We start from the raw sequence: 19,107 nt of genomic DNA, 5'->3' as shown, positions 1-19,107 counted from the left end.
GAACCCCGTCAGGTCGCGGGCGGGGCCAGGACTTTGTCCTGGGTGATCGGCAGGTCCCGGATGCGCCGTCCGGTGGCGTGGTGCACGGCGTTGCCGATCGCCGCGGTCACCCCGGTCGAGGGGGTCTCGCCGAAGCCCCGGGCACCGAGGGCCGGACTGGCCGGGTCGGGCTCGTCGATGAAGCTCACGTCGATCTCGGGGACGTCCGCGGTCACCGGCACCAGGTAACCCGACAGGTTCGGCGTGACGATCCGCCCGAGGTGCGGGTCGAGGAGCGTGTGCTCGGTCAGGGCCACACCGATACCCCAGATCACCCCGCCCACGGCCTGGCTGCGCGCGGTCTGGTGGTTGAGCACCCGGCCCGGGTCGAACACCCCGACCACCCTGGTGACCCGCACCCGCCCCACCGCGGGATCGACGTGGACCTCGGCGAACACCGCGCCGGTCGAGTAGCCCAGCGGCGCGGGGGCCGGCGAGCTGGTGAGCACCTCCGCCCTGCCGTGGTGCCCCATCAGGTCGCGGTAGCTGATGCGCCGCGACGGCATGCCGGTGGCGAACAGGTGCCCCTCGGCCGCTCCGACCTGGTCGGGCGCCAGGCCGTGCAGGGGCGAGCCGGGGTCGCCGACCGCCAGAGCGACGGCGCGGTCGCGCGCCTGCGTGCACGCCCGCACCACGCCCGCCCCGACCGCGGGCACGGTCGAGGAGGCCGCGGACCCGAACGCCGGTGGGAAGTCGGTGTCACCCAGCTCGAAGGACACCGTGTGCAGGTGCATGCCCAGGGTGTCCGCGGCCACCTGCGTCATCACCGTGTAGGTGCCGGTGCCGATGTCGTGCGTGGCGCACTGCACGGTCGCGGTGCCGTCCGGGCCGAGGGTGACCCGCACTCCCGCGCCGGGCCGGTTGCCCGCGGTGTGCGCCGCGGTGGCCATGCCCCAGCCCACCAGGGCGCCGCCGTCGCGCATCGCGCCGGGGCGCTGGTCCCGGCCTGCCCACCCGAACGCCTCGGCGCCGCGGCGGTAGCACTCGACGAGGTGGTTGCTCCCGTGCGGCACGCCGGTGTCCTGGTTGACCGCGGAGTGGTTGCGGATCCGCAGCTCCACCGGGTCGACCCCCAGCGCGACGGCCACCTCGTCCAGCGCCGACTCCAGCGCGTGGACGGCTGCGGTCTCCGGGGAGCGGACGAAGCTCTGCGTCGGCAGGTCCAGCGGCACCGCCCGCTGGGTGGAGCGCAGGTTCGGGACGGCGTAGAGCATCCGCGTCGGCTCGGAGCCGTTGCCCATGAACGTGTCGGTGCGCGACACGTGCTGGGTGAGGACGTGCTCGATCGCGGTCAGCCGCCCGTCGCGATCGGCGCCGACCCGCAGGTGCTGGTGCGTCGCGGCCCGGTGGCCGTGGGAGGTGTAGGTCTGCGCCCGGGTCAGCACGAGCTTCACCGGCCGACCGACGTGGCGGGCCGCGGCGGCGGTCAGCAGGGTGTGCGGCCAGACCGGGCCCTTGGAGCCGAACCCGCCGCCGAGGAACGGGGAGATCACCCGGACGTTCTCCGGTGGCAGCCCGAACGCCTGCGCGAGCGCGTTCCGCGTGGCCACGACGTACTGCGCCGACTCGTGGACGGTGAGCCGGTCGCCCTCCCACCGGGCGATCGTCGCCGAGGGTTCCAGCGCGTTGTGGTGCTGCAGCGGCGTGCGGTACTCGGCGTCGACGACGACGTGCGCCGCGGCGAACCCGGCGTCCGGGTCGCCGCGGACGACGTCGTTGTGCTCGACCGGGGTGGGCGGTGGCACGAAGGCGGTGGGCAAGGCGTCGTCGAGGTCCACCGCGGGCTGCTCGGCCGCGTACTCGACGGTGACGAGGGCTGCGGCGTGCTGAGCCTGCTCGAGCGTGCCCGCCACGACGAGGGCCACGGGCTGCCCGGCGTGTCGGACGAGGTCGTCCTGCATCGGGAGGAACCGCTGGAAGAAGGCCGTGGCGAGGTCGGCGGCGGGGAGGGCGAGCCGCGGTGACGTGCGGTGGGTGAGCACCGCGAGCACCCCCGGCGCCGCCTCGGCCGCGCGGACGTCGATCCGGGTGATCCGGCCGCGGGCGACGGTGCTCATCACCAGCGTGCCGTGGGTGACGCCGGCGACCTGCGCATCCGCGGCGTACCGCGCGGCGCCGGTGACCTTCGCTTCGCCGTCGAGCCGGGCGATCGGGCGTCCGACCATCGAGGTCATCGCACACCTCCGAGGAGCTGCGTGAGCGCTCGCTGCACGAGGTCCACCTTGAAGGCGTTGTGCCTGCGGGGCACCGCGTCGCGGACCAGCGCCCGTCCGGCCGCTTGCGCGGTGGCGGCGGTCAGCGGTCGGCCGACGAGGGCGGCCTCCGCCTCGGGCGAGCGCCACGGCCGGGTGCCGATCCCGCCGAAGGCGAGCCGCGCCTCCCGGACGACGCCGCCGGCGAGCCGGACCACCGCGGCGACCGAGACCACGGCGAACTCGAACGTCGCCCGGTCCCGCAGCTTCAGGTAGCGCGACCACGTGCCGCGGCCGGGGGTCGGCACGTCGACGCTCGTGATGAGCTCTCCCGGGTGCAGCGCGGTCTCCCGGTCGGGGGTGCTGCCGGGTAGCAGGTAGAACTCGCCCACCGGGATGCTGCGCTCGCCGTCGCCGCGCAGGGTGTTCACGGTGGCGTCCAGGGCGGTGAGCGCCACGGCGAGGTCGGACGGGTGCACGGCGATGCAGTGCTCGCTGCCCCCGAGCACCGCGTGCCACCGGTTGACCCCGTCGAGCGCGGGACAGCCGCTGCCGGGCGCGCGCTTGTTGCAGGGCGCGGTGGCGTCGCGGAAGTACCAGCAGCGGGTGCGCTGCAGCAGGTTCCCCCCGATCGAGGCCATGTTGCGGACCTGCGGGGACGCCCCGGCGAGCAGCGCCTCGGCCAGCACCGGGATGGCGGTCACCGCCGGGTCGGCGGCGACGTCGCTCATCCGCGCGGTGGCCCCGATGCGCACCCCCTCCGGCGACGACTGCACGCCGGCCAGGTCGAGGGCGCCGACGTCGACGAGAAGATCGGGTTCCTGCACGCCGTCCTTCATCAGGTTCAACAGATCGGTCCCGCCCGCGACGTACCGGGCGTGCGGCGGGGCGGCGAGCTGCACCGCCTCCTGCGGCCCGGCCGCGCGCGCGTACGCGAAGTCCCGCATCAGCGCACCTCCTGCGCGGCCTCGCGAACCGCGGCCACGATGTTCGGGTAGCAGCTGCACCGGCAGAGGTTGCCGCTCATCCACTCGCGGATCTCGTCGTCGGACGACGTGTGCCCTTCCTCGATGACCGCGACGGCCGACATGACCTGCCCGGGCGTGCAGAAGCCGCACTGCAGGGCGTCCTGCCGGACGAACGCCGCCTGGACCGGGTGCAGCTCGCCATCGGCGGCGAGCCCTTCGACGGTCGTGACGTCGCGGCCGTCCTGCATCACGGCCAGCGCCAGGCAGGACGTCACCCGCCGGCCGTCGACCAGCACCGTGCAGGAGCCGCACTCGCCGCGGTCGCACCCCTTCTTGGTGCCGGTCAGCCCGATCCGCTCGCGCAGGGCGTCCAGCAGGGTGACGCGTGGTTCCACGTCGATCGTGCGGACCTCGCCGTTGATCCGCAGGGCGACCTCCCGCGGCCCGGAGGTGGGCGGGACCGGGGCGGGGGCCGCCGAGCACGCCGTGACGGGGAGCGCCGCGACGGCCGTGCCGACGGCACCCGCCTTCAGGACCGTCCGCCTGCTGATCTCGAACGCGGGTGCCTCGCCGGGGGACGTGGTCACGACCGGTTCGCCTCGCTGTCGAGTCCGGCCATGAGCTGCTCGGGGTACCGGTGGCCCGCGGCGGCGCCCGCGGGCACGGCCGCCTCGATCGCCGCGAGGTCGTCGGCGCCCAGCACGACGTCGGTGGCGGCGAGCGACTCCTGCAGGCGATCGCGGCGCCGGGCGCCGACGAGCGGCACGATGTCGGTGCCGCGGGAGGCGACCCACGCGATGGCGACCTGCGCGACCATGGCCCCGAGCCGGTCGGCGACGGAGCGCAGCGCGTCGACGAGGGCGAGGTTGGCCGCGAGGTTCTCGCCCTGGAAGCGGGGCACGTGGGCGCGGAAGTCAGCCCCGGTGAGCGTGCGGTCGGGCGTCCAGTGGCCGGAGAGCAGGCCGCGGGAGAGCACCCCGTAGGCGGTGATGCCGGTGCCGAGCTCACGGGCCGTGGGCAGGATCTCGGCCTCGATGCCGCGGGAGAGCAGGGAGTACTCGATTTGCAGGTCGCAGATCGGGTGCACGGCCGCCGCCCGGCGCAGGGTCTCCGCGCCCACCTCGGAGAGCCCGACGTGGCGGACGTAGCCGGCCTGGACCATCTCGGCGATGGCACCCACGGTGTCCTCGATCGGGACGTTCGGGTTGAGCCGGGCGGGCCGGTAGACGTCCACGTGGTCGGTGCCGAGCCTGCGCAGGGTGAAGGCGAGCCGGTCCTTGACGGCGGCGGGGTCGGTGTCGGGCGGGACGGGCTGGAAGGCGCCATCGGGGGTGCGCCTGCCGCCGAACTTGACGCTGATCACGACGTCGTCGCGGTTGCGGTCGCGCAGTGCGTCGCGGATCAGCATCTCGTTGTGGCCGGAGCCGTAGAAGTCTCCGGTGTCGATCAGGTTGATGCCGGCGTCGATCGCCGCGTGGATCGTGGCGATGCTCTCGGCCTCGTCGGCCGGGCCGTAGAGGTCGGACATGCCCATGGCGCCGAGCCCCAGTGCGGAGACCTTCGGGCCGTGGGTGCCGAGCGTGCGGGTGTCCATCGTGGCGCTCCTCGGGTGGTGAGTACTGCTTCCGCCGTTAACGTAAGCACGTTTCCGTCGCTAACGCAACTAGCGCTAACGGTTGGGTGTTATCGTTGGAAGCATGGACGCGAGGTCGACCCGTGAGCGCATCGTCGAAGCCGCTGTCGAGCTGCTGGCCAAGGGCGGGCGCGAGGCGGTGTCCACGCGGGCGGTGAGCGCGGCAGCGGGCGTGCAGGCCCCCACGATCTACCGCCTGTTCGGCGACAAGCAGGGCCTGCTCGACGCCGTCGCGAGCCACGGGATCGCCGAGTACCTGCACAGCAAGACCACCCGCGAGCGCGATCCGGACCCGGTGGACGACCTGCGGCGCGGGTGGGACCTGCACGTGGGCTTCGGGCTGGAGCATCCCGCCCTGTACGCCCTGGTCTTCGGGGAGGTGCGGCCGGGTGCCGAGTCGCCTGCCCAGCGCCGGTCCGCCGCCGTGCTCGCGGGGATGATCCGGCGCGTCGCCGAGGCGGGGCGGCTGCGCGTGGGGGAGGAGCGGGCTGCGAACCTGGTGCACTCCACGGGCCGTGGCGTCACGCTCACGCTGATCGGGATGCCGCCCGAGCAGCGGGATCCCGGGCTGTCCGGGTTCGCCCGGGAGTCCGTGATCGCCGCCATCACCACTGACGGGCCGGCAGGCGACGGTGCGGGATCCGTCCCCGCGGCGGTGACCCTGCGGGCGCAGCTGGACGACCTGGCGCCGCTCACCGATGCCGAGCGCGGGCTTCTGCGGGAGTGGCTGGACCGGGTCGCGGCCGCCGGCGCCTGAGCGGGGCGCGACCCCGGTTCGACCTGCGCGGGGGCGTTCGCGCCCCCTTGACTCCCGTGCGGGGGCCGTGGTTCGCTGAGCGGACTGAAAACTATTCGCTTAGCGAAAACTCGCGACAGCGCAGTCGACTCCGTGAGGTGGCCATGCTCGAGGCGATCGTCGCCGGCCTCGCCGGGATCCTGGACCTGCGAACGTTCGCGGTGATGCTGCTGGGGATCGCGATCGGGTTCGTCGTCGGGATCCTCCCCGGCCTCGGCGGTCCCGTGGCCCTGGCGCTGATGCTGCCGTTCACGTTCGGGATGAGCCCGGTCGAAGGCTTCGCGTTCCTGCTGGGCATGTGGGTGGTGACCTCGACCGCGGGCGACATCACCTCGGTCCTGTTCGGTGTGCCCGGCGAGGCGACGTCCGCCGCCGCGGTGCTCGACGGCTACCCGCTCACCCGGAAGGGGCAGGGCGGGCGCGCGCTCGGCGCGGTGTTGTCCAGTTCGGCGATCGGGGCGATCGTCGGTGCCGTCGTACTGGCGCTGACGATCAGCATCATCCGGCCCGTCGTGCTGGCGTTCGGGCCACCCGAGTTCTTCATGCTCACCGTCGTCGGCCTGACGTTCGTGATCACGTTGTCCAGCGGCGCGATGCTCAAGGGCTTCGTGATGGTGTCCCTCGGGCTGCTGGTCGCCACGATCGGCATCGACCCGCAGCTGGGCATCCCGCGCTACACGGGCGATCAGCTCTACCTGTGGGACGGCGTGAACATCGTGCCGCTCGTCGTGGGGCTCTTCGGCGGCGCCGAGGTCCTGCAGATCATGCTGAGCAAGAAGAGCATCGCCTCGGCTCCGGCCGGCCCCGCGCGGCTCACCGGGACTCTGGCCGGCGTCCGCGACGCCTTCCGGCACTGGAGCGTGGTCGTCCGGTCGGCCGCGATCGGGGTGGGCGTGGGCAGCCTGCCCGGCGTCGGCGGCACCGTCACGCAGTGGATCGCCTACGGGCAGGCCCGGCAGGCGTCGAAGAACCCGGAGTTGTTCGGCAAGGGCGCGATCGACGGGGTGGTCGCGGCCGGGGCCACCAACAACGCCCGCGACGCCGGATCCCTCATCCCGACGATCGCGTTCGGCATCCCCAGCGGGGCGTCGTCCGCGGTGCTCCTGGGCGGCTTCATGATCCTCGGGCTCAACCCGGGCCAGGAGATGCTCGACGAGAACCTGCACGTGACGTTCTCGATGGTGTGGATCATGATCGTCTCCAACATCATCGCGGTCGCGCTGGCCGTCGCGCTCGCGCGCCCGCTGACGTTGCTGACCAGGGTCCCCGGGCCCGTGCTGGTGCCCGGGCTGCTGTTGCTGCTGCTCGTGGGCGCCTTCACGGCCACCAACAGCTACGGCGACATCCTCGTGATGCTGTGCGCCGCCGGGGTGGGTGTGGCCTGCATCCGGTGGGGCTGGCCGCGCGTGCCGTTCCTGCTCGCCGTGGTGCTCGGCGGGCTGGGCGAGGAGTACCTGAACCTGTCGACCACCCTGTTCGGCACCTCGTGGGTGACCCGTCCCGGCGTGCTCGTGCTGGCGCTGATCGGGGTGGCCTCGATCGTCTTCGGCATCCGGGCCGGACGCAGGCGCGCCCAGCGCGCGGAGCCCGCCGAGCCTCGTGAGATGGAGCGCAACGCGTGACCACCACCGACGTGACCCGCACCCCGGCCCGGCAGGCGATCGGCCCCGACGTCGCCATCGCCGCCGCCGCCCTCGTCCTGTGCGCGATCGCCTTCGCCGTGACCTTCTCCTGGCCGGAGGCGGCCGCGCGGTTCCCCCGCATGGCCTCCGGGGCGGGTGTGCTGTTCGCGCTCGCCGTGCTCGTGACGGTGCTGTGGCGGCGCCGCGCGTCCGTGCCCGAACCGGCAGGCGACGACGCGGGCGCCGCTCCGGACGACGGCGAGTACGTCTTCGCCACCGCCGGCACCCGCGAGTGGCTGCGGGCCCTGGGCTGGGTGGCGGGCTACCTGCTGCTGCTCCTCGCCTACGGCCTGTTCACCGCCAGCGGCGTCTTCGCGCTCGCCTACCTGCGGTTCTGCGGCCGCCGCAGCTGGCTGTTCTCGGCGGTCTACGCGGCCGTGCTCGTGCTCGTGCTGCTCGCCTCGTTCCGCTGGTTCGTCCACGTCCCCGTGCCGCAGGGCTTCATCCGCTTCGCCTGACCCCCCGACGAGAGGTTCGACCATGTCCAGGACACCGGCGTCCCCCCGGACGCTCGCCGCCGCCGTCGCGTCGCTCGCGTGCCTGACGGCGTGCACGATCGGCAGCCCGGAGTCCGCGGGGGGCGGTGGCGGCTGCGCGGCGCTCGAGGGCGAGACGATCACGCTGGTCGTCCCGTTCAGCCCCGGCGGGGGCTTCGACACGGCCGCCCGGATCGTCGCCGACCCGCTGGGCGCAGAGCTGAACGCCCAGGTGATCGTGGAGAACCGGCCCGGCGCGGGCGGTCTCCTGGCGATCAACCGGCTGGTCAACGGGCCGGCGGACGGCACCCAGATCGCGATCATGAACGGCACCGGTGCCGCGGCGTCGGTGCTGGGCGAGGCCGAGGGTGCGAGCTTCGCGCTCACCGACCTCGCCTACATCGGCCGCGTCGCCACCGAGGACACCGTCCTCGTCCGGTCGCCCGACGGCGTCCACCGCACCTGGGACGACGTCCTGGCCGCCGAGGACTTCCGCTTCGGCTCCACCGGTCCCGGCGGCGCCGACTACGTCACCGCGACGGTCCTCATCGAGGCGTTCGGCCTGGACGGGCGGATCGTCACCGGGTTCCCCGGCCAGAGCGAGGCGCGGCTCGCGCTCCTGCAGGGCGACATCAACGGCCTGACCGGCCCGGTCGACGACCGGCGCGGGGCGATCGAGTCCGGCGAGCTCGTGCCCGTCCTCAACGTCACCCGGGAACGCACGGAGATCGCCCCCGATGCGCCTGCCGCGGGGGAGATGGCCCTGCAGCCCGACCAGGCCGCGCTGCTCGAGGCGCTCCTGACCCTCAACGAGCTCGGCCGCCCGCTGGTGGCACCCGCGAGCATCGCCCGCGAGACGCTCACCTGCCTGCGGGATGCCTACACCCGGGCGGCGACGAACCCGCAGACCGTGGCCGCGGCGCAGCAGCAGCGGCGCGCCATCGGCTACGCGTCCGGCGCCGACCTCGAGGGCGTGGTGACCCGGATCGACGGCGTGTCCGAGCAGTTCCGGCAGCTGCTGCGCGAGGCCTACCGGACCGCCTCCTGACCGAGCAGGTCAGAGCACGGGCGTGCCGTGCGTGTGGAACGACTCGATCGTCTTCAGGCCCCAGGCCTGACCCTTCGCGCGCTCCGACTGGGTCCAGGTGACCGGCTCCCAGTCGGGGGCGAGCACGAGCCGGGCGGCGGCGTTGCACAGCTCTACGCGGTTGCCACCCGGCTCCCACACGTAGAGGAAGAAGGTCTGCTGGATGGCGTGCTTGTGGGGGCCCGTCTCGATGTGCACGCCGCTGTCGAGGAACAGGTCGGCGGCACGCAGGATGTCCTCGCGGGTGTCGGTCGCGAACGCCACGTGGTGCAGCCGGCCCGACGCCCCCGGCACCCAGTCGCCGGTGTAGACGAGGTCGTAGGACTTGTCCGAGAACGTGTACCAGGCCGCGGCGGTGGTGCCGTCGTCCAGCACGATCCGCTCGGTCATCCGGCCGCCCATCGCCGCCTCGAGGAACTCGCACACCCCGGGGATGTCGGCCGCGAGGTAGTTGACGTGGTCGAGGCGGCGCACGCGCGTGCCGCCGAGCGGCAGCCGGGAGGCCTGGTTCTTCAGCGACGGCCGGTCGTCGTCGCCGGGGGTGTACCACTCCGTGTCGAAGTACAGGCCGAGCTCGTGGCCGTCGGGGTCGGTGCCCACCCACACGCGGCCCAGCGCCCACTCGTCCTGCACCCAGCGCCCGGACACCCCGCGGTCCTGCATCGCGGCCACCCGGCGTTCCAGCGCGGCCGGGCTCGCGGCCCGCAGGTACGTGCGCCCGACGCCGGCCTGCGCGCCGCCCGTCACCTTGATCGTCCACTGCTCGTAGTCGTCCCACGCGTGCAGGTAGGTGGACCCGCCCGCGGAGTGCACCACCCTCATCGACATGAGGTCGCGGAAGAACGCGACGGTCTCCTGCGGCACCGGGCTGAACAGCTCCACGGAGCCGACGTGCGCGATGTCCCTGCTGCGCTCCACGAAGCCCTGGCTCCCGGTGTGCGTCATCGGTGGTCCTCCTCGTACGGGAACACGATTCCGTCGAACAGCTTGCGTGCGGTGCTGACGAGCCCTGAGCTCGTCGGGTGTCCTGCGTCGTCCACGCGCACGACGGTGTCGGTGACGCCGCTCGGGTGCTCGACGCGGACACGCCCCTCCGGGCCCGGGTCACCCGCGACACCCGCGGTGACGGTGCCGGGCAGCGCCACGGCCGTGGCGACGGTGACGGCGCCGAGCACGCCGATCGAGGCGTGCACGCGCTCGGGGATGAACGTGCGGGTGGCCACGGTCCCGCCCGCGGCGGGCGGCGCGACCAGGCAGATCTTCGGCACAGTCGCGGTGGTGACGTCTCCGAGCCCCATCCGCTCGCCCGCCTCGAGCCGCAGGTCGCGCAGGCGCGCGGCGAGCTCGCGGTCGGCCTCGAGCTCGGCGGGCGACTCGGCGCCGGTGCGGCCCACATCGGCGGCCCGCAGCACCACGACCGGCATGCCGTTGTCGATGCAGGTCACCTCGAGGCCCTGCACCCGGTCCAGCCGCTGCCCGGTCGGCAGGAGGCTGCCGGTGGCCGAACCGGCCGTGTCGCTGAACTCGATCAGCACCGGCGCGGCGCTGCGCGGGACCCCCGCGACCGTCGCGTCGCCCGCGTAGCGCACGGTCCGCCCCGGCGTGTGCAAGGTCAGCGTCGCGAGGGACGCGGAGTTGACCATGCGCACGCGCACCCGGGTGCTGCCCTCCGCGGCGGGCACGAGCCCGCGCTCGACGGCGAACGCGCCGACGCCCGCGAGGACGTTCCCGCAGTTCTGCCGGTCGGACACGACGGCCCGGTCGACCGCGACCTGCAGGAACAGGTAGTCGACGTCGGCGCGCGGGTCGGGGGAGGGGGAGACCACGGCGACCTTGCTGGTGAGCGGGTGCCCACCGCCGATCCCGTCGATCTGGCGGGGGTCGGGCGAACCCATCAGCCGCAGGAGCAGCTCGTCGCGCTCGGTCGGCTCCGCGGGGAGGTCGGATGCGAGGAAGTAGGCGCCCTTCGACGTGCCGCCCCGCAGCAGCATGCAGGGCAGGCCGCTACTCATCGGCGTCCACGTAGGTCACTCCGAGGTGCTCGAGCAGCGGCCGCAGCCCGTACATGTCGAGCCCGAGCACGCCCGAGCGCAGCGCCTCCCGCTTGGCCACCTCGGCCTCCTCCCGCTCCCGCGCCCTGCGCGCGACCTCCGCCTCCCGGCCGAGGGGCACCACCACCACGCCGTCGTCGTCGGCGACGACCACGTCACCGGGACGCACGAGCCCACCCCCGCAGACGACCGGGACGTTGACCGAGCCGGGCGTCGCCTTGACCGTGCCCCGGGCGCTCACGGCCCGCGACCAGACCGGGAAGCCCATGGCGCGCAGGGCGGCGACGTCGCGCACGCCCGCGTCGCTGACGAGCCCGCGCACCCCGCGCGCCATCAACGAGACCGCGAGGAGGTCGCCGAACATCCCGTCGGTGGACGGCGAGGTCGTGGCCACCACCACGACGTCGCCGGCGCGGCACTGCTCCACGGCGGCGTGCAGCATCAGGTTGTCGCCGGGCTGGCAGGACACCGTCACCGCGCGGCCTGCGACGGACGCGCCCACCTGCCGCGGCCGCACCTGCGTGCCGAGCAGCCCGGTGCGGCCCATCGCCTCGTGCACGGTCGCCACGCCGGAGCGTTCGAGCTGCCGCACCGGTTCGGCCGCCGGTCCCGCACCGGACCGCACCACCACGTGCGCGCTCACGCCAGTGTCCGGGTGACGAGCGGGAAGACCCGCTGGTACGCCTCGCCGTAGCTGTCGGCGGGCAGCCCGAGGTTGGGGCCGCTGTTGCGGCGGGCCTGCACACCGCGGCGCCGTCCGAGGTCGGTGTAGTACTCCAGGAGGTGCCCCTGCGCCGCGAGCTGCTCCATCGCCGCCCGCTTGCGGTCCCACACGGGCGTGATGTCGAGCAGGACGTCGGGCCGGAAGCCGCACATCTCGGGCTGGTGCGGCTCGAAGCAGAACACCGGGGGCGCCCCGAGCACGTCGCCGGTGCCCGGGGCCACGCCGGGGGCCTGCGCGAGGATGCGCGCCTTGCGGGCGATGGCCGCCGCCACGGGGTGGTCGGCGTTGTAGGGGTCCTCGACCGCGTGCGTGAGCACCACGGACGGGGCGATCCGCCGGTAGATCCGCACGAGCTCGTCGAGCAGCGCGGCGGTCTCGACGAGCGGGTAGTCGCCCGCGTCGAGGAACTCGATCTTCGCGCCGAGCGCGTCGGCCGCGCGCTGCCCCTCGTCCCGGCGCACCGCCTTGATCTCGTCGAGGCCCTTGCCCGCCCGCCACTGGCTGGCGGACTCGCCGCGCTCGCCGTAGCTGAGGCACACGATCGTCACCTGCCGGTCCTCGGCCACGGCGAGGGCGATGGCGCCGGCGGCCCGCCAGACGAAGTCGCCGGGGTGCGCGCAGACCACCAGCATCGGTCCTGCGTCGGTCATATCGGTCCCTCCCGGGTCAGTCGGCCGCGGTCTGCAGGGCCGAGCGGGCGTCCAGCGCCGCGCGCTCGACGTCGTAGTCGTAGAGCGAGAGGCGGAAGGTGCGCACGCCGTCGAGCTCGGCATCCCGGACGCTGAGGTCCTCGTACCGCGAGTCGTAGCGCAGGCCGTTCGCCCGCGCCCCGGCCTGCACCGCGGACGTGCGGGGGTGACGCAGGGCCTCGTACTCCCGCAGCCGCTCCGGCGCCGTCTCCGGCGTGGCGTCGGCCAGCACGATGGACAGGGCGATCGCGTCCTCGATGGACTGGTTCGCGCCCTGGCCGAGGTGGGGCAGCATCGGGTGCGCGGCGTCGCCGAGGAGCGTCACCCGGCCGTTCGTCCACCGGCGCAGCGGTTCCCGGTCGTACAGGCCCCACCAGAACGTGCTGCGGACCGCCGCCAGCAGCTCCTGGATGCGGGGGTCCCAACCGCGGAACGCCTGCGCGAGGACGGCCGGGTCGCCCGGCGCCGACCACGACTCCTCGGCCCGCTCGCCGCTCGGGACGAACGCCACGTAGTTGATCAGCGTGCCGGCGCGCACGGGGAAGACCAGCAGGTGCTTGCCCGCTCCCATCCAGAGCTCGAACCGGTCGGTGGGCCACGACGGCACCACGTCGGCGGGCAGGAGCCCCCGGTAGGCGACGGAACCCGAGTTCACCGGGAGGGCCGGCTCCACCACGTGCCGCTGGAGCGACGAGTGGATGCCGTCGGCGGCGACGACCACGTCGGCCGTGACCGGTGCGCCGCTCCCGAACTCGAGCTCGACCGCGTCCTCCGACTGGCGCAGCCCGGTGCACCGGTGGCCGGTGCGGACCACCCCGGCCGGGATCGCGCCCGCGAGCACGTCCACCAGGTCGGCCCGGTGCATCCCGTAGATGGGGTTGCGGCCGGTCGAATCGGTGGTGAGCACGGGGGCGATCGGCGTGCCGTCCATCCGGTAGTACATCGAGTGCCGCGGGTCGAGCACCACGCCGAGCTGCCGCAGCGCGTCACCGAGCCCGAAGCGGTCGAGGAGCCGCAGGCTGTTCGGCGTCACCTGCACGCCTGCCCCGACCTCCCCGAGCGCTGTTGCCTGTTCGTGGACGGTGACGTCGATCCCGCGCTGGTGCAGGGCGAGTCCTGTTGCGAGCCCGCCGATCCCACCGCCCACGACGGCCACCCTGAGCTTCCCGCCCATCGGCGTCCTTTCGTTATACGAAAAGTCTTCGGCACAGAACAGTACGGCCGGTCCGAGGGGTGTGTCAACGGCGGTGCGGGAGGGGTGGGTGAGGGTCTCAGCCGGTGGTCACGGCGCGCCGGACGCACTCGCGGAGCAGGTCGCGGCGCCGCTGGTGCAGCTCCGGCGGCTCCTCGGCCGTGGCGGCGTAGACGTTGCTGACCGGCGACCACGCCATCGACATCGCGATCACCATGGCCATCACGTCGAACGGATCACCGGGCCGCACGAGGCCTGCGGCCTGCGCCTCGGCGATGGCGTGGAGCTTGGGGTCGGTGCGCTGCCCGCCGTCCTCGACGAGGGGGCCGGTGGGACGCCGCTCCAGGCGCGCCCAGGTGGCGAGCCGGATCAGGTCGGGCCGGCGCAGGTACTCGTCGTAGAGGCGCACAGCCCAGCCCGGGAGGTCGCCCGCGTCGATCGGCACGACGTTCACGATCCGGTCGAGCGAGCAGTTGAAGATCGCGTCGAAGAGCCCTTCCTTGCTGCCGAAGTACCCGTAGAGCTGGGCCTTGTTGGTGCGGGCCGCGGCCACGATGCGTTCGATGCGGGCTCCGGCGATGCCGTGCTCGGCGAACTCCCGGGTGGCCACCTCGACGATCCGCTCGCGGGTCGCGGCGCCACGGGCGGTCACGGGCTGCTCGGGCATGGGTGCAGCGTAGTGAACAGAATGGTTGGTCTGCCGCGCGTGCTACGGTCGAACAGACAGAACAGTCTGTTTGAAGGAGTACCGATGAGGACCACGGCCGGATGGCGCGCCGACGGCACGGGCACGGCGCTGCGGCAGGTGCCCCTCGAGCGGCGCGACCTGCGCCCCGAGGACATCGCGGTGCGGGTCGACCACTGCGGGGTCTGCCACACCGATCTGCACGCCGTGAAGGCCAGGGCCGCCGGCGCGGACCCGGTCGTGCCGGGCCACGAGTTCACCGGGGTCGTCACCGAGGTCGGGCCGGACGTCACCGCCTTCCGCGTGGGCGACCCGGTCGCCGTCGGCAACATCGTGGACTCGTGCGGGGTATGCGCCATGTGCCGCGCCGGGCAGGAGAACTTCTGCCACGAGTACCCCACGCTGACCTACGGCGGCACCGACCGCCACGACGGATCGACCACCCTCGGTGGCTACTCCCGCGAGTACGTCGTGCGCGAGCGGTTCGCCCACGCGCTACCGGCCGGGCTCGACCCGGCCGCCGCGGCACCCCTGCTCTGCGCGGGCATCACCGTCTGGGAGCCGCTGCGCGCCCTCGGCGTGGGGCCCGGCATGCGCGTCGCGGTGGCGGGGCTGGGCGGCCTCGGCCACCTCGCGGTCAAGTTCGCCGTGGCGCTCGGCGCCGAGACCTCCGTGATCAGCCGCACGGCGGGCAAGGCCGACGACGCCCGCCGGCTCGGCGCCCACGCCGTCGTCGTCTCCACGGACCCCGAGCAGTTGGCGGCCGCCCGCGACCGGTTCGACGTCATCATCGACACGATCTCCGCGCCGCACGACCTCGGCCCCTACCTGCGGCTGGTGGCGATGGACGGCGCACTCACCCAGGTCGGATACCTCGGGCCGGTCACCGTGGAGACCTTCGACCTGCTCGCGGGCCGCAAGAAGCTCACCTCCGGCGGCAGCGGCGGCCTCGCCGCCACCGCCGCCATGCTGGAGTTCTGCGCGCGCAACGGGGTCACCGCCGACGTCGAGGTGCTCCCCTCGGGGAAGGTCAACGAGGCCCTCGAGCGCCTCGAGCGGGGCGACGTGCGGTACCGGTTCGTGCTGGACCTGTCGGACCTGCCGTAGCGCTCAGGCCGCGCGCTCGCCGATGAGCGCCTCGGTGAGCAGGGTGACCAGGGCCTCGAGCTGCACGTCGGCCGAGGACCCGACCTCCTCGTCCGAGCCGTCGAGCGCCTGGGCGGCGAGCCCGGCCTTGCTGTCGATCAGCTCGGCGATCCGGGCGTCGATCGTCTGCGCGGCGATGATGCGCCAGGCGGTGACGGGCTGCGACTGGCCGATGCGGTGGCTGCGGTCGATCGCCTGCGTCTGCTCCGCGGCCGTCCAGGAGAGCTCGGCGAGCACGAGGTCGGACGCCACCTGCAGGTTGATGCCCACGCCCGCCGCGGTGAGCGAGCAGACCGCCACGGCGACGTCCGGGTCGTTCGTGAACGCGTCGATGTTGCGCTGGCGCACCGTGGACGTCTGGTCGCCGCGGATCGACGAGAAGCGGATGCCGCGCTCGGCGAACGTCTGCTCCGCGGCGTCCATCACGTCGACGTGCTTGGCGAAGAACACCACCTTGCCCGCGCTGCGCGCCAGCTGGGCCGCGTAGTCGGCGGCGAGGCCCGCCTTGGCCTTGCCGATGCGCCGCATCATGGTGAAGACGTTGTCGCCGGACTTGGCCTCGGCCGCGTCCTTCTGCTCCCACCGCGCCACCTGGCGCACCAGGTCGTGGTCGATGCCCTCGACGGCCGGACCGGAGTCGCGCGCGGCGAGCGCGTGCTCGTAGCGCGCCACCATGCGGCGGGCCAGCTCGCGCTCGGCCGCCCGGATGGACCGGCCCTCCGGACCGTCGAGCTCGACGGGGAGGTCGGCGATGCGGCGCGCGGGGATGTCGGCGGCCACATCGACCTTGCGGCGGCGCACGATGCCGAAGTCGACCACCGTCTGGCGGGCGGCGGTGTAGAACCCGGGGTCGGCGGGGGTCAGGCCGTTCTCGTCGAGCGCGTTCATCAGCTCCGGGAGCGGCTTCTTCTCGTCGATCCAGCCGAGGAACTGCCAGATCGCCCGGAAGTCCTCGATGTCGTTGATCAGCGGCGTGCCGGTGAGGGCCATCAGCAGCGGGCGCGCGGTGAACGAGCGGACCCGGTCGGAGAGCGAGAGCACGTTGCGCGAGCGCTGGGAGGTCTTGTTCTTGATGAAGTGCGCCTCGTCGACGACCATGCCGCGCAGGCCGATGTCGCCGAGCCAGCCGACGTGCCGGTCGAGCACCTCGTAGTTGACCACCACGATGTCGGCGAACCCGTCGATCGACTCGCCGTTGCCCTGGATGACGGTGGTGGCGCGGTGGGGGGTCCAGATCCCGGCCTCGCGCGCCCAGTTCGTCTTCACGACGTTCGGCACGACCACGAGCAGCGGGTAGGCGTTGGCCGCCTCCGCGGCGAGCAGCGCCTGGGCCGTCTTGCCGAGCCCCGGTTCGTCGGCGAGCAGGAACGTGCGGTGCCCGGCCGCGGCCGCCGCCACGACCCGGCCCTGGTGGGGCATGAGTTCCCGGCCGCGCGGCGTGAACCGCGACGTCGGCTCGGGGAGATCCATGCACGCCGCGGCCCCGCTGCCGGCACGCTCGAACGAGCTGAGCAGCGGGCCGATCAGCTCCCACGTGGCGAGCCGCGTGGCGCGGTGGGTGCGCGGGCGCACGGCGGCGACGTCGGGGGCGAGGAACGGGTTGGCCAGCTGCCGCGAGACGACCGACGGCGGCACGAACCGGTGCTCGGTGGCGGCCGCGGGCGCCGCGGGCGGGGGCTCCTCGACGACCGGCTCGATGCCGGCGGCCCGGAGCATCTCCCGCTTGAGCGACCGGGCCTCGTCGGAGACGACGGCGTCCTCGGCGAGGAGCGCCATCAGCCCGGAGTCGCGCACGGCGCTCTTCGCGAGGATCGTGGCGACCCCGTCGAGGCGCTTGAGCTGCTCGGACCGGCGCCCCTCGCTGATGTCCTCCTGCGCCCGGACGCGGGCGCGCTCCTCGCGCAGCAGCAGGGCGACGGCCTGGAACCTCGTGCGCGTGGCGGGCGTGACCCGGCCGTTGCGCAGGGCCGCCTCGACCTGGCGCACGCCGCGGGCGAGCACCGAGTTGACGTCCTCGCGGCCGCGGCTGGGCCGCCGGTCGCGCGGGACGGTGCGCCGAGCCCTGGTCTGGGCCTGGCCTCGTCGAGCCACTGACTCCTCCTCCTGGGCGCGCAGCACGGCAGCCACAGCTGCCGTTCCGCGCGCACCGTGCTGCCGGCGCGCTCCGGCGTCGCGTGGAGAGAGCCGAACGGCTCCTCCGGACTCGAGCGGATCCGCGGGCCTGCAGGGAAGGTGTGATTGGTGATCGACCAGCGGCGACGGCCGCTGACCCTCCGCAGAGCACCCGTCACAGGACGGGCGATTGCGCCGAGATCGGCTCTTCCGGGCGAGTCTAGCGCGCTGCGCGGACCACGGCTCGCCTCAACACGCGAACGTGATCGCGGACACGCTCCGCGGAGGTCAGTGCTTGCCCGCCCCGACGGCATCCGAGGTCTCGTAGAGGTCGCGGCCGAACCGCTCCTTGATCGTCGCCACCGCGACGAACGTGACCGCCGCGCACCCGATGATGTACGCCGCCACCGACCACGAGGCACCGGTGGCCGCCAGCAGGGCCGTCATGATGAACGGGGCCAGCCCGCCCGCGAAGACCGACGCGAACTGGTAGCCCAGCGACGCCCCCGAGTAGCGGACGTCGGCGGGGAACATCTCGGCGTACAGGGTGGCCTGGGGGCCGTACATCGTGGCGTGGATGGTGAACCCGACGAGCAGCGCGAGGAACACCAGTGGCACCGACCCGGTGTCCACCAGCCAGAACATCGGGAACGCGAACACGGCCATCAGCACGGTGCCGGTGAGGTAGAGGCGCTTGCGCGACCCCATGCGGTCGGTGAGCATGCCGAACAGCGGCATGGTCACCACCTGCGTGAGCCCGGCCGCCATCACGCACCACAGGATCGTGGACCGGGACATCCCGACGGTCGTCGTCGCGTAGCCGAGCATGCCGCTGATCAGGATGTAGAAGGTGGCGTTGACGACGAAGAAGGCGCCTGCGGCCTGCAGGATCTCCCGCCAGTAGCTGCGCACGGCCTCCACGAGCGGCGCCTTGCGCAGCCCGGCCTCCTCGCGGGACGTGCTCGAGCGCTCTCGCAGCTCGCGGAACACGGGGGTGTCCTCGATGCGCAGCTGCACGTACGCGCCGATCGCCACGAGCACGAGCCCGGACAGGAACGGGATCCGCCAGCCCCACGCGAGGAACTGCTCCTCGCCGAGCAGGGCGTTGAGGAGGAGGAAGAACATGTTGCCGGCCACCGCGCCGAAGATCGCGCCGGTCTGCACGAGGCTGCCGTAGAAGCCGCGCCGCTCGACGGGCGCGTGCTCGGTGAGCAGCAACGCCGCTCCGCCCCACTGCGCCCCGACGCCGATGCCCTGCACCAGCCGGGCGAGCACGAGCAGGGCCGGTGCCCACGACCCGATCGCGTCGTAGCCGGGCAGCACGCCGATCGCGAACGTCGCCACGCCCATGATCAGCATCGCGCCGACGAGCGGGGGTTTGCGGCCGAACCGGTCGCCCACGTGACCGGCGATGATCCCGCCGAGCGGGCGGGCCACGAACCCGACCGCGAACGTCGCGAAGGAGGCCAGCGTGCCGGCGACCGGGCTCACCGAGGGGAAGAACAGGTGGCCGAAGACGAGCGCGGCGGCGGTGGCGTAGATGAGGAAGTCGAACCACTCGAGGGTGGTGGCGAACACGGCGGCGGCAGCGAGCCTGCCCATCCGCTGCGGGGGAGCGTGCTGGTCCATCTCTTC

The 19,107-nt window shown here is 73.5% G+C and carries 17 protein-coding genes; 5 read left to right on the top strand and 12 right to left on the bottom strand.

The genetic code is table 11. The features are described from left to right. Positions 1–8: 8 nt before the first annotated feature. From ACFPL3_RS04795 to ACFPL3_RS04780, 4 genes are read right to left on the bottom strand one after another with little or no spacing between them, the layout of a single operon-like run. On the bottom strand, positions 9–2,213 hold the full coding sequence (locus ACFPL3_RS04795) for a xanthine dehydrogenase family protein molybdopterin-binding subunit (RefSeq protein ID WP_343942856.1): 2,205 nt from the start codon (positions 2,211–2,213) through the stop codon (positions 9–11). Then, positions 2,210–3,178, bottom strand: coding sequence for an FAD binding domain-containing protein (locus ACFPL3_RS04790; protein WP_343942855.1), 969 nt, complete (start codon positions 3,176–3,178; stop codon positions 2,210–2,212). Before ACFPL3_RS04790 ends, ACFPL3_RS04795 begins: the two co-directional genes overlap by 4 nt. After that, positions 3,178–3,786, bottom strand: a complete 609-nt coding sequence (locus ACFPL3_RS04785) for a (2Fe-2S)-binding protein (protein ID WP_343942854.1) — start codon at positions 3,784–3,786, stop codon at positions 3,178–3,180. The genes ACFPL3_RS04790 and ACFPL3_RS04785 overlap by 1 nt, the downstream gene beginning before the upstream one ends. Then, positions 3,783–4,793, bottom strand: a complete 1,011-nt coding sequence (locus ACFPL3_RS04780; protein ID WP_343942853.1) for an aldo/keto reductase — start codon at positions 4,791–4,793, stop codon at positions 3,783–3,785. The genes ACFPL3_RS04785 and ACFPL3_RS04780 overlap by 4 nt, the downstream gene beginning before the upstream one ends. A 103-nt stretch (positions 4,794–4,896) precedes the next feature. Here ACFPL3_RS04780 and ACFPL3_RS04775 point away from each other — a divergent pair, with 103 nt between their 5' ends. From ACFPL3_RS04775 to ACFPL3_RS04760, 4 genes are all read left to right on the top strand, one after another. Further along, on the top strand, positions 4,897–5,589 hold the full coding sequence (locus ACFPL3_RS04775) for a TetR/AcrR family transcriptional regulator (RefSeq protein WP_343942852.1): 693 nt from the start codon (positions 4,897–4,899) through the stop codon (positions 5,587–5,589). Between the two features lie 143 nt (positions 5,590–5,732). Next, a complete protein-coding gene (locus ACFPL3_RS04770; RefSeq protein ID WP_343942851.1) occupies positions 5,733–7,250 on the top strand; it encodes a tripartite tricarboxylate transporter permease in 1,518 nt (505 codons plus the stop codon). Next, positions 7,247–7,768, top strand: coding sequence for a tripartite tricarboxylate transporter TctB family protein (locus ACFPL3_RS04765; protein WP_343942850.1), 522 nt, complete (start codon positions 7,247–7,249; stop codon positions 7,766–7,768). Before ACFPL3_RS04770 ends, ACFPL3_RS04765 begins: the two co-directional genes overlap by 4 nt. Before the next feature lie 22 nt (positions 7,769–7,790). Beyond that, positions 7,791–8,834: a Bug family tripartite tricarboxylate transporter substrate binding protein gene (locus tag ACFPL3_RS04760; RefSeq protein ID WP_343942849.1), complete on the top strand. Its 1,044-nt coding sequence runs from the start codon at positions 7,791–7,793 to the stop codon at positions 8,832–8,834. A 9-nt stretch (positions 8,835–8,843) separates the two neighbouring features. Here ACFPL3_RS04760 and ACFPL3_RS04755 read toward each other — a convergent pair whose 3' ends face one another. The 6 genes from ACFPL3_RS04755 to ACFPL3_RS04730 form a co-directional block, all read right to left on the bottom strand. Continuing rightward, a complete protein-coding gene (locus ACFPL3_RS04755) occupies positions 8,844–9,818 on the bottom strand; it encodes a VOC family protein (protein ID WP_343942848.1) in 975 nt (324 codons plus the stop codon). Next, complete coding sequence (locus tag ACFPL3_RS04750) at positions 9,815–10,885, bottom strand: 4-oxalomesaconate tautomerase (RefSeq protein ID WP_343942847.1); 1,071 nt, start codon at positions 10,883–10,885, stop codon at positions 9,815–9,817. The genes ACFPL3_RS04755 and ACFPL3_RS04750 overlap by 4 nt, the downstream gene beginning before the upstream one ends. Further along, on the bottom strand, positions 10,878–11,567 hold the full coding sequence (locus ACFPL3_RS04745; protein WP_379588421.1) for a 4-carboxy-4-hydroxy-2-oxoadipate aldolase/oxaloacetate decarboxylase: 690 nt from the start codon (positions 11,565–11,567) through the stop codon (positions 10,878–10,880). Before ACFPL3_RS04745 ends, ACFPL3_RS04750 begins: the two co-directional genes overlap by 8 nt. Next, positions 11,564–12,298, bottom strand: a complete 735-nt coding sequence (locus ACFPL3_RS04740) for a PIG-L deacetylase family protein (RefSeq protein WP_343942846.1) — start codon at positions 12,296–12,298, stop codon at positions 11,564–11,566. Before ACFPL3_RS04740 ends, ACFPL3_RS04745 begins: the two co-directional genes overlap by 4 nt. Before the next feature lie 16 nt (positions 12,299–12,314). Further along, a complete protein-coding gene (locus ACFPL3_RS04735; protein ID WP_343942845.1) occupies positions 12,315–13,511 on the bottom strand; it encodes an FAD-dependent monooxygenase in 1,197 nt (398 codons plus the stop codon). Positions 13,512–13,608: 97 nt separating this feature from the next. Beyond that, positions 13,609–14,196 carry a TetR/AcrR family transcriptional regulator gene (locus ACFPL3_RS04730; protein ID WP_343942844.1) on the bottom strand — a complete coding sequence of 196 codons (588 nt, stop codon included), beginning with the start codon at positions 14,194–14,196 and terminating at the stop codon, positions 13,609–13,611. Between the two features lie 84 nt (positions 14,197–14,280). On the opposite strand from ACFPL3_RS04730, the gene ACFPL3_RS04725 reads away from it, so the two are divergent. Beyond that, the gene (locus ACFPL3_RS04725) at positions 14,281–15,321 is read left to right on the top strand and encodes an NAD(P)-dependent alcohol dehydrogenase (RefSeq protein WP_343942843.1); all 1,041 of its coding nucleotides are present in this window, start codon (positions 14,281–14,283) and stop codon (positions 15,319–15,321) included. Positions 15,322–15,324: 3 nt separating this feature from the next. Here ACFPL3_RS04725 and ACFPL3_RS04720 read toward each other — a convergent pair whose 3' ends face one another. Together ACFPL3_RS04720 and ACFPL3_RS04715 are read right to left on the bottom strand one after the other, a co-directional pair. Further along, positions 15,325–17,451: a DEAD/DEAH box helicase gene (locus ACFPL3_RS04720; RefSeq protein WP_343942842.1), complete on the bottom strand. Its 2,127-nt coding sequence runs from the start codon at positions 17,449–17,451 to the stop codon at positions 15,325–15,327. Between the two features lie 309 nt (positions 17,452–17,760). Next, on the bottom strand, positions 17,761–19,101 hold the full coding sequence (locus ACFPL3_RS04715) for an MFS transporter (RefSeq protein ID WP_343942841.1): 1,341 nt from the start codon (positions 19,099–19,101) through the stop codon (positions 17,761–17,763). Between the last annotated feature and the right edge of the window lie 6 nt (positions 19,102–19,107).

The organism is Pseudonocardia zijingensis (assembly GCF_042657305.1).
GTDB lineage: Bacteria > Actinomycetota > Actinomycetes > Mycobacteriales > Pseudonocardiaceae > Pseudonocardia > Pseudonocardia zijingensis.
The sequence above is the reverse complement of the archived record's forward strand: the minus strand, read 5'-3'. Positions and strand labels throughout refer to the sequence as shown.

What these genes read in the sequence shown, in the direction of transcription:
- ACFPL3_RS04795 (WP_343942856.1), bottom strand. Translation starts at nt 2,213, where the DNA reads ATGACCTCGATGGTCGGACGCCCGATCGCCCGGCTCGACGGCGAAGCG.
- ACFPL3_RS04790 (WP_343942855.1), bottom strand. Translation starts at nt 3,178, where the DNA reads ATGCGGGACTTCGCGTACGCGCGCGCGGCCGGGCCGCAGGAGGCGGTG.
- ACFPL3_RS04780 (WP_343942853.1), bottom strand. Translation starts at nt 4,793, where the DNA reads ATGGACACCCGCACGCTCGGCACCCACGGCCCGAAGGTCTCCGCACTG.
- ACFPL3_RS04775 (WP_343942852.1), top strand. Translation starts at nt 4,897, where the DNA reads ATGGACGCGAGGTCGACCCGTGAGCGCATCGTCGAAGCCGCTGTCGAG.
- ACFPL3_RS04770 (WP_343942851.1), top strand. Translation starts at nt 5,733, where the DNA reads ATGCTCGAGGCGATCGTCGCCGGCCTCGCCGGGATCCTGGACCTGCGA.
- ACFPL3_RS04760 (WP_343942849.1), top strand. Translation starts at nt 7,791, where the DNA reads ATGTCCAGGACACCGGCGTCCCCCCGGACGCTCGCCGCCGCCGTCGCG.
- ACFPL3_RS04755 (WP_343942848.1), bottom strand. Translation starts at nt 9,818, where the DNA reads ATGACGCACACCGGGAGCCAGGGCTTCGTGGAGCGCAGCAGGGACATC.
- ACFPL3_RS04750 (WP_343942847.1), bottom strand. Translation starts at nt 10,885, where the DNA reads ATGAGTAGCGGCCTGCCCTGCATGCTGCTGCGGGGCGGCACGTCGAAG.
- ACFPL3_RS04740 (WP_343942846.1), bottom strand. Translation starts at nt 12,298, where the DNA reads ATGACCGACGCAGGACCGATGCTGGTGGTCTGCGCGCACCCCGGCGAC.
- ACFPL3_RS04735 (WP_343942845.1), bottom strand. Translation starts at nt 13,511, where the DNA reads ATGGGCGGGAAGCTCAGGGTGGCCGTCGTGGGCGGTGGGATCGGCGGG.
- ACFPL3_RS04730 (WP_343942844.1), bottom strand. Translation starts at nt 14,196, where the DNA reads ATGCCCGAGCAGCCCGTGACCGCCCGTGGCGCCGCGACCCGCGAGCGG.
- ACFPL3_RS04725 (WP_343942843.1), top strand. Translation starts at nt 14,281, where the DNA reads ATGAGGACCACGGCCGGATGGCGCGCCGACGGCACGGGCACGGCGCTG.
- ACFPL3_RS04715 (WP_343942841.1), bottom strand. Translation starts at nt 19,101, where the DNA reads ATGGACCAGCACGCTCCCCCGCAGCGGATGGGCAGGCTCGCTGCCGCC.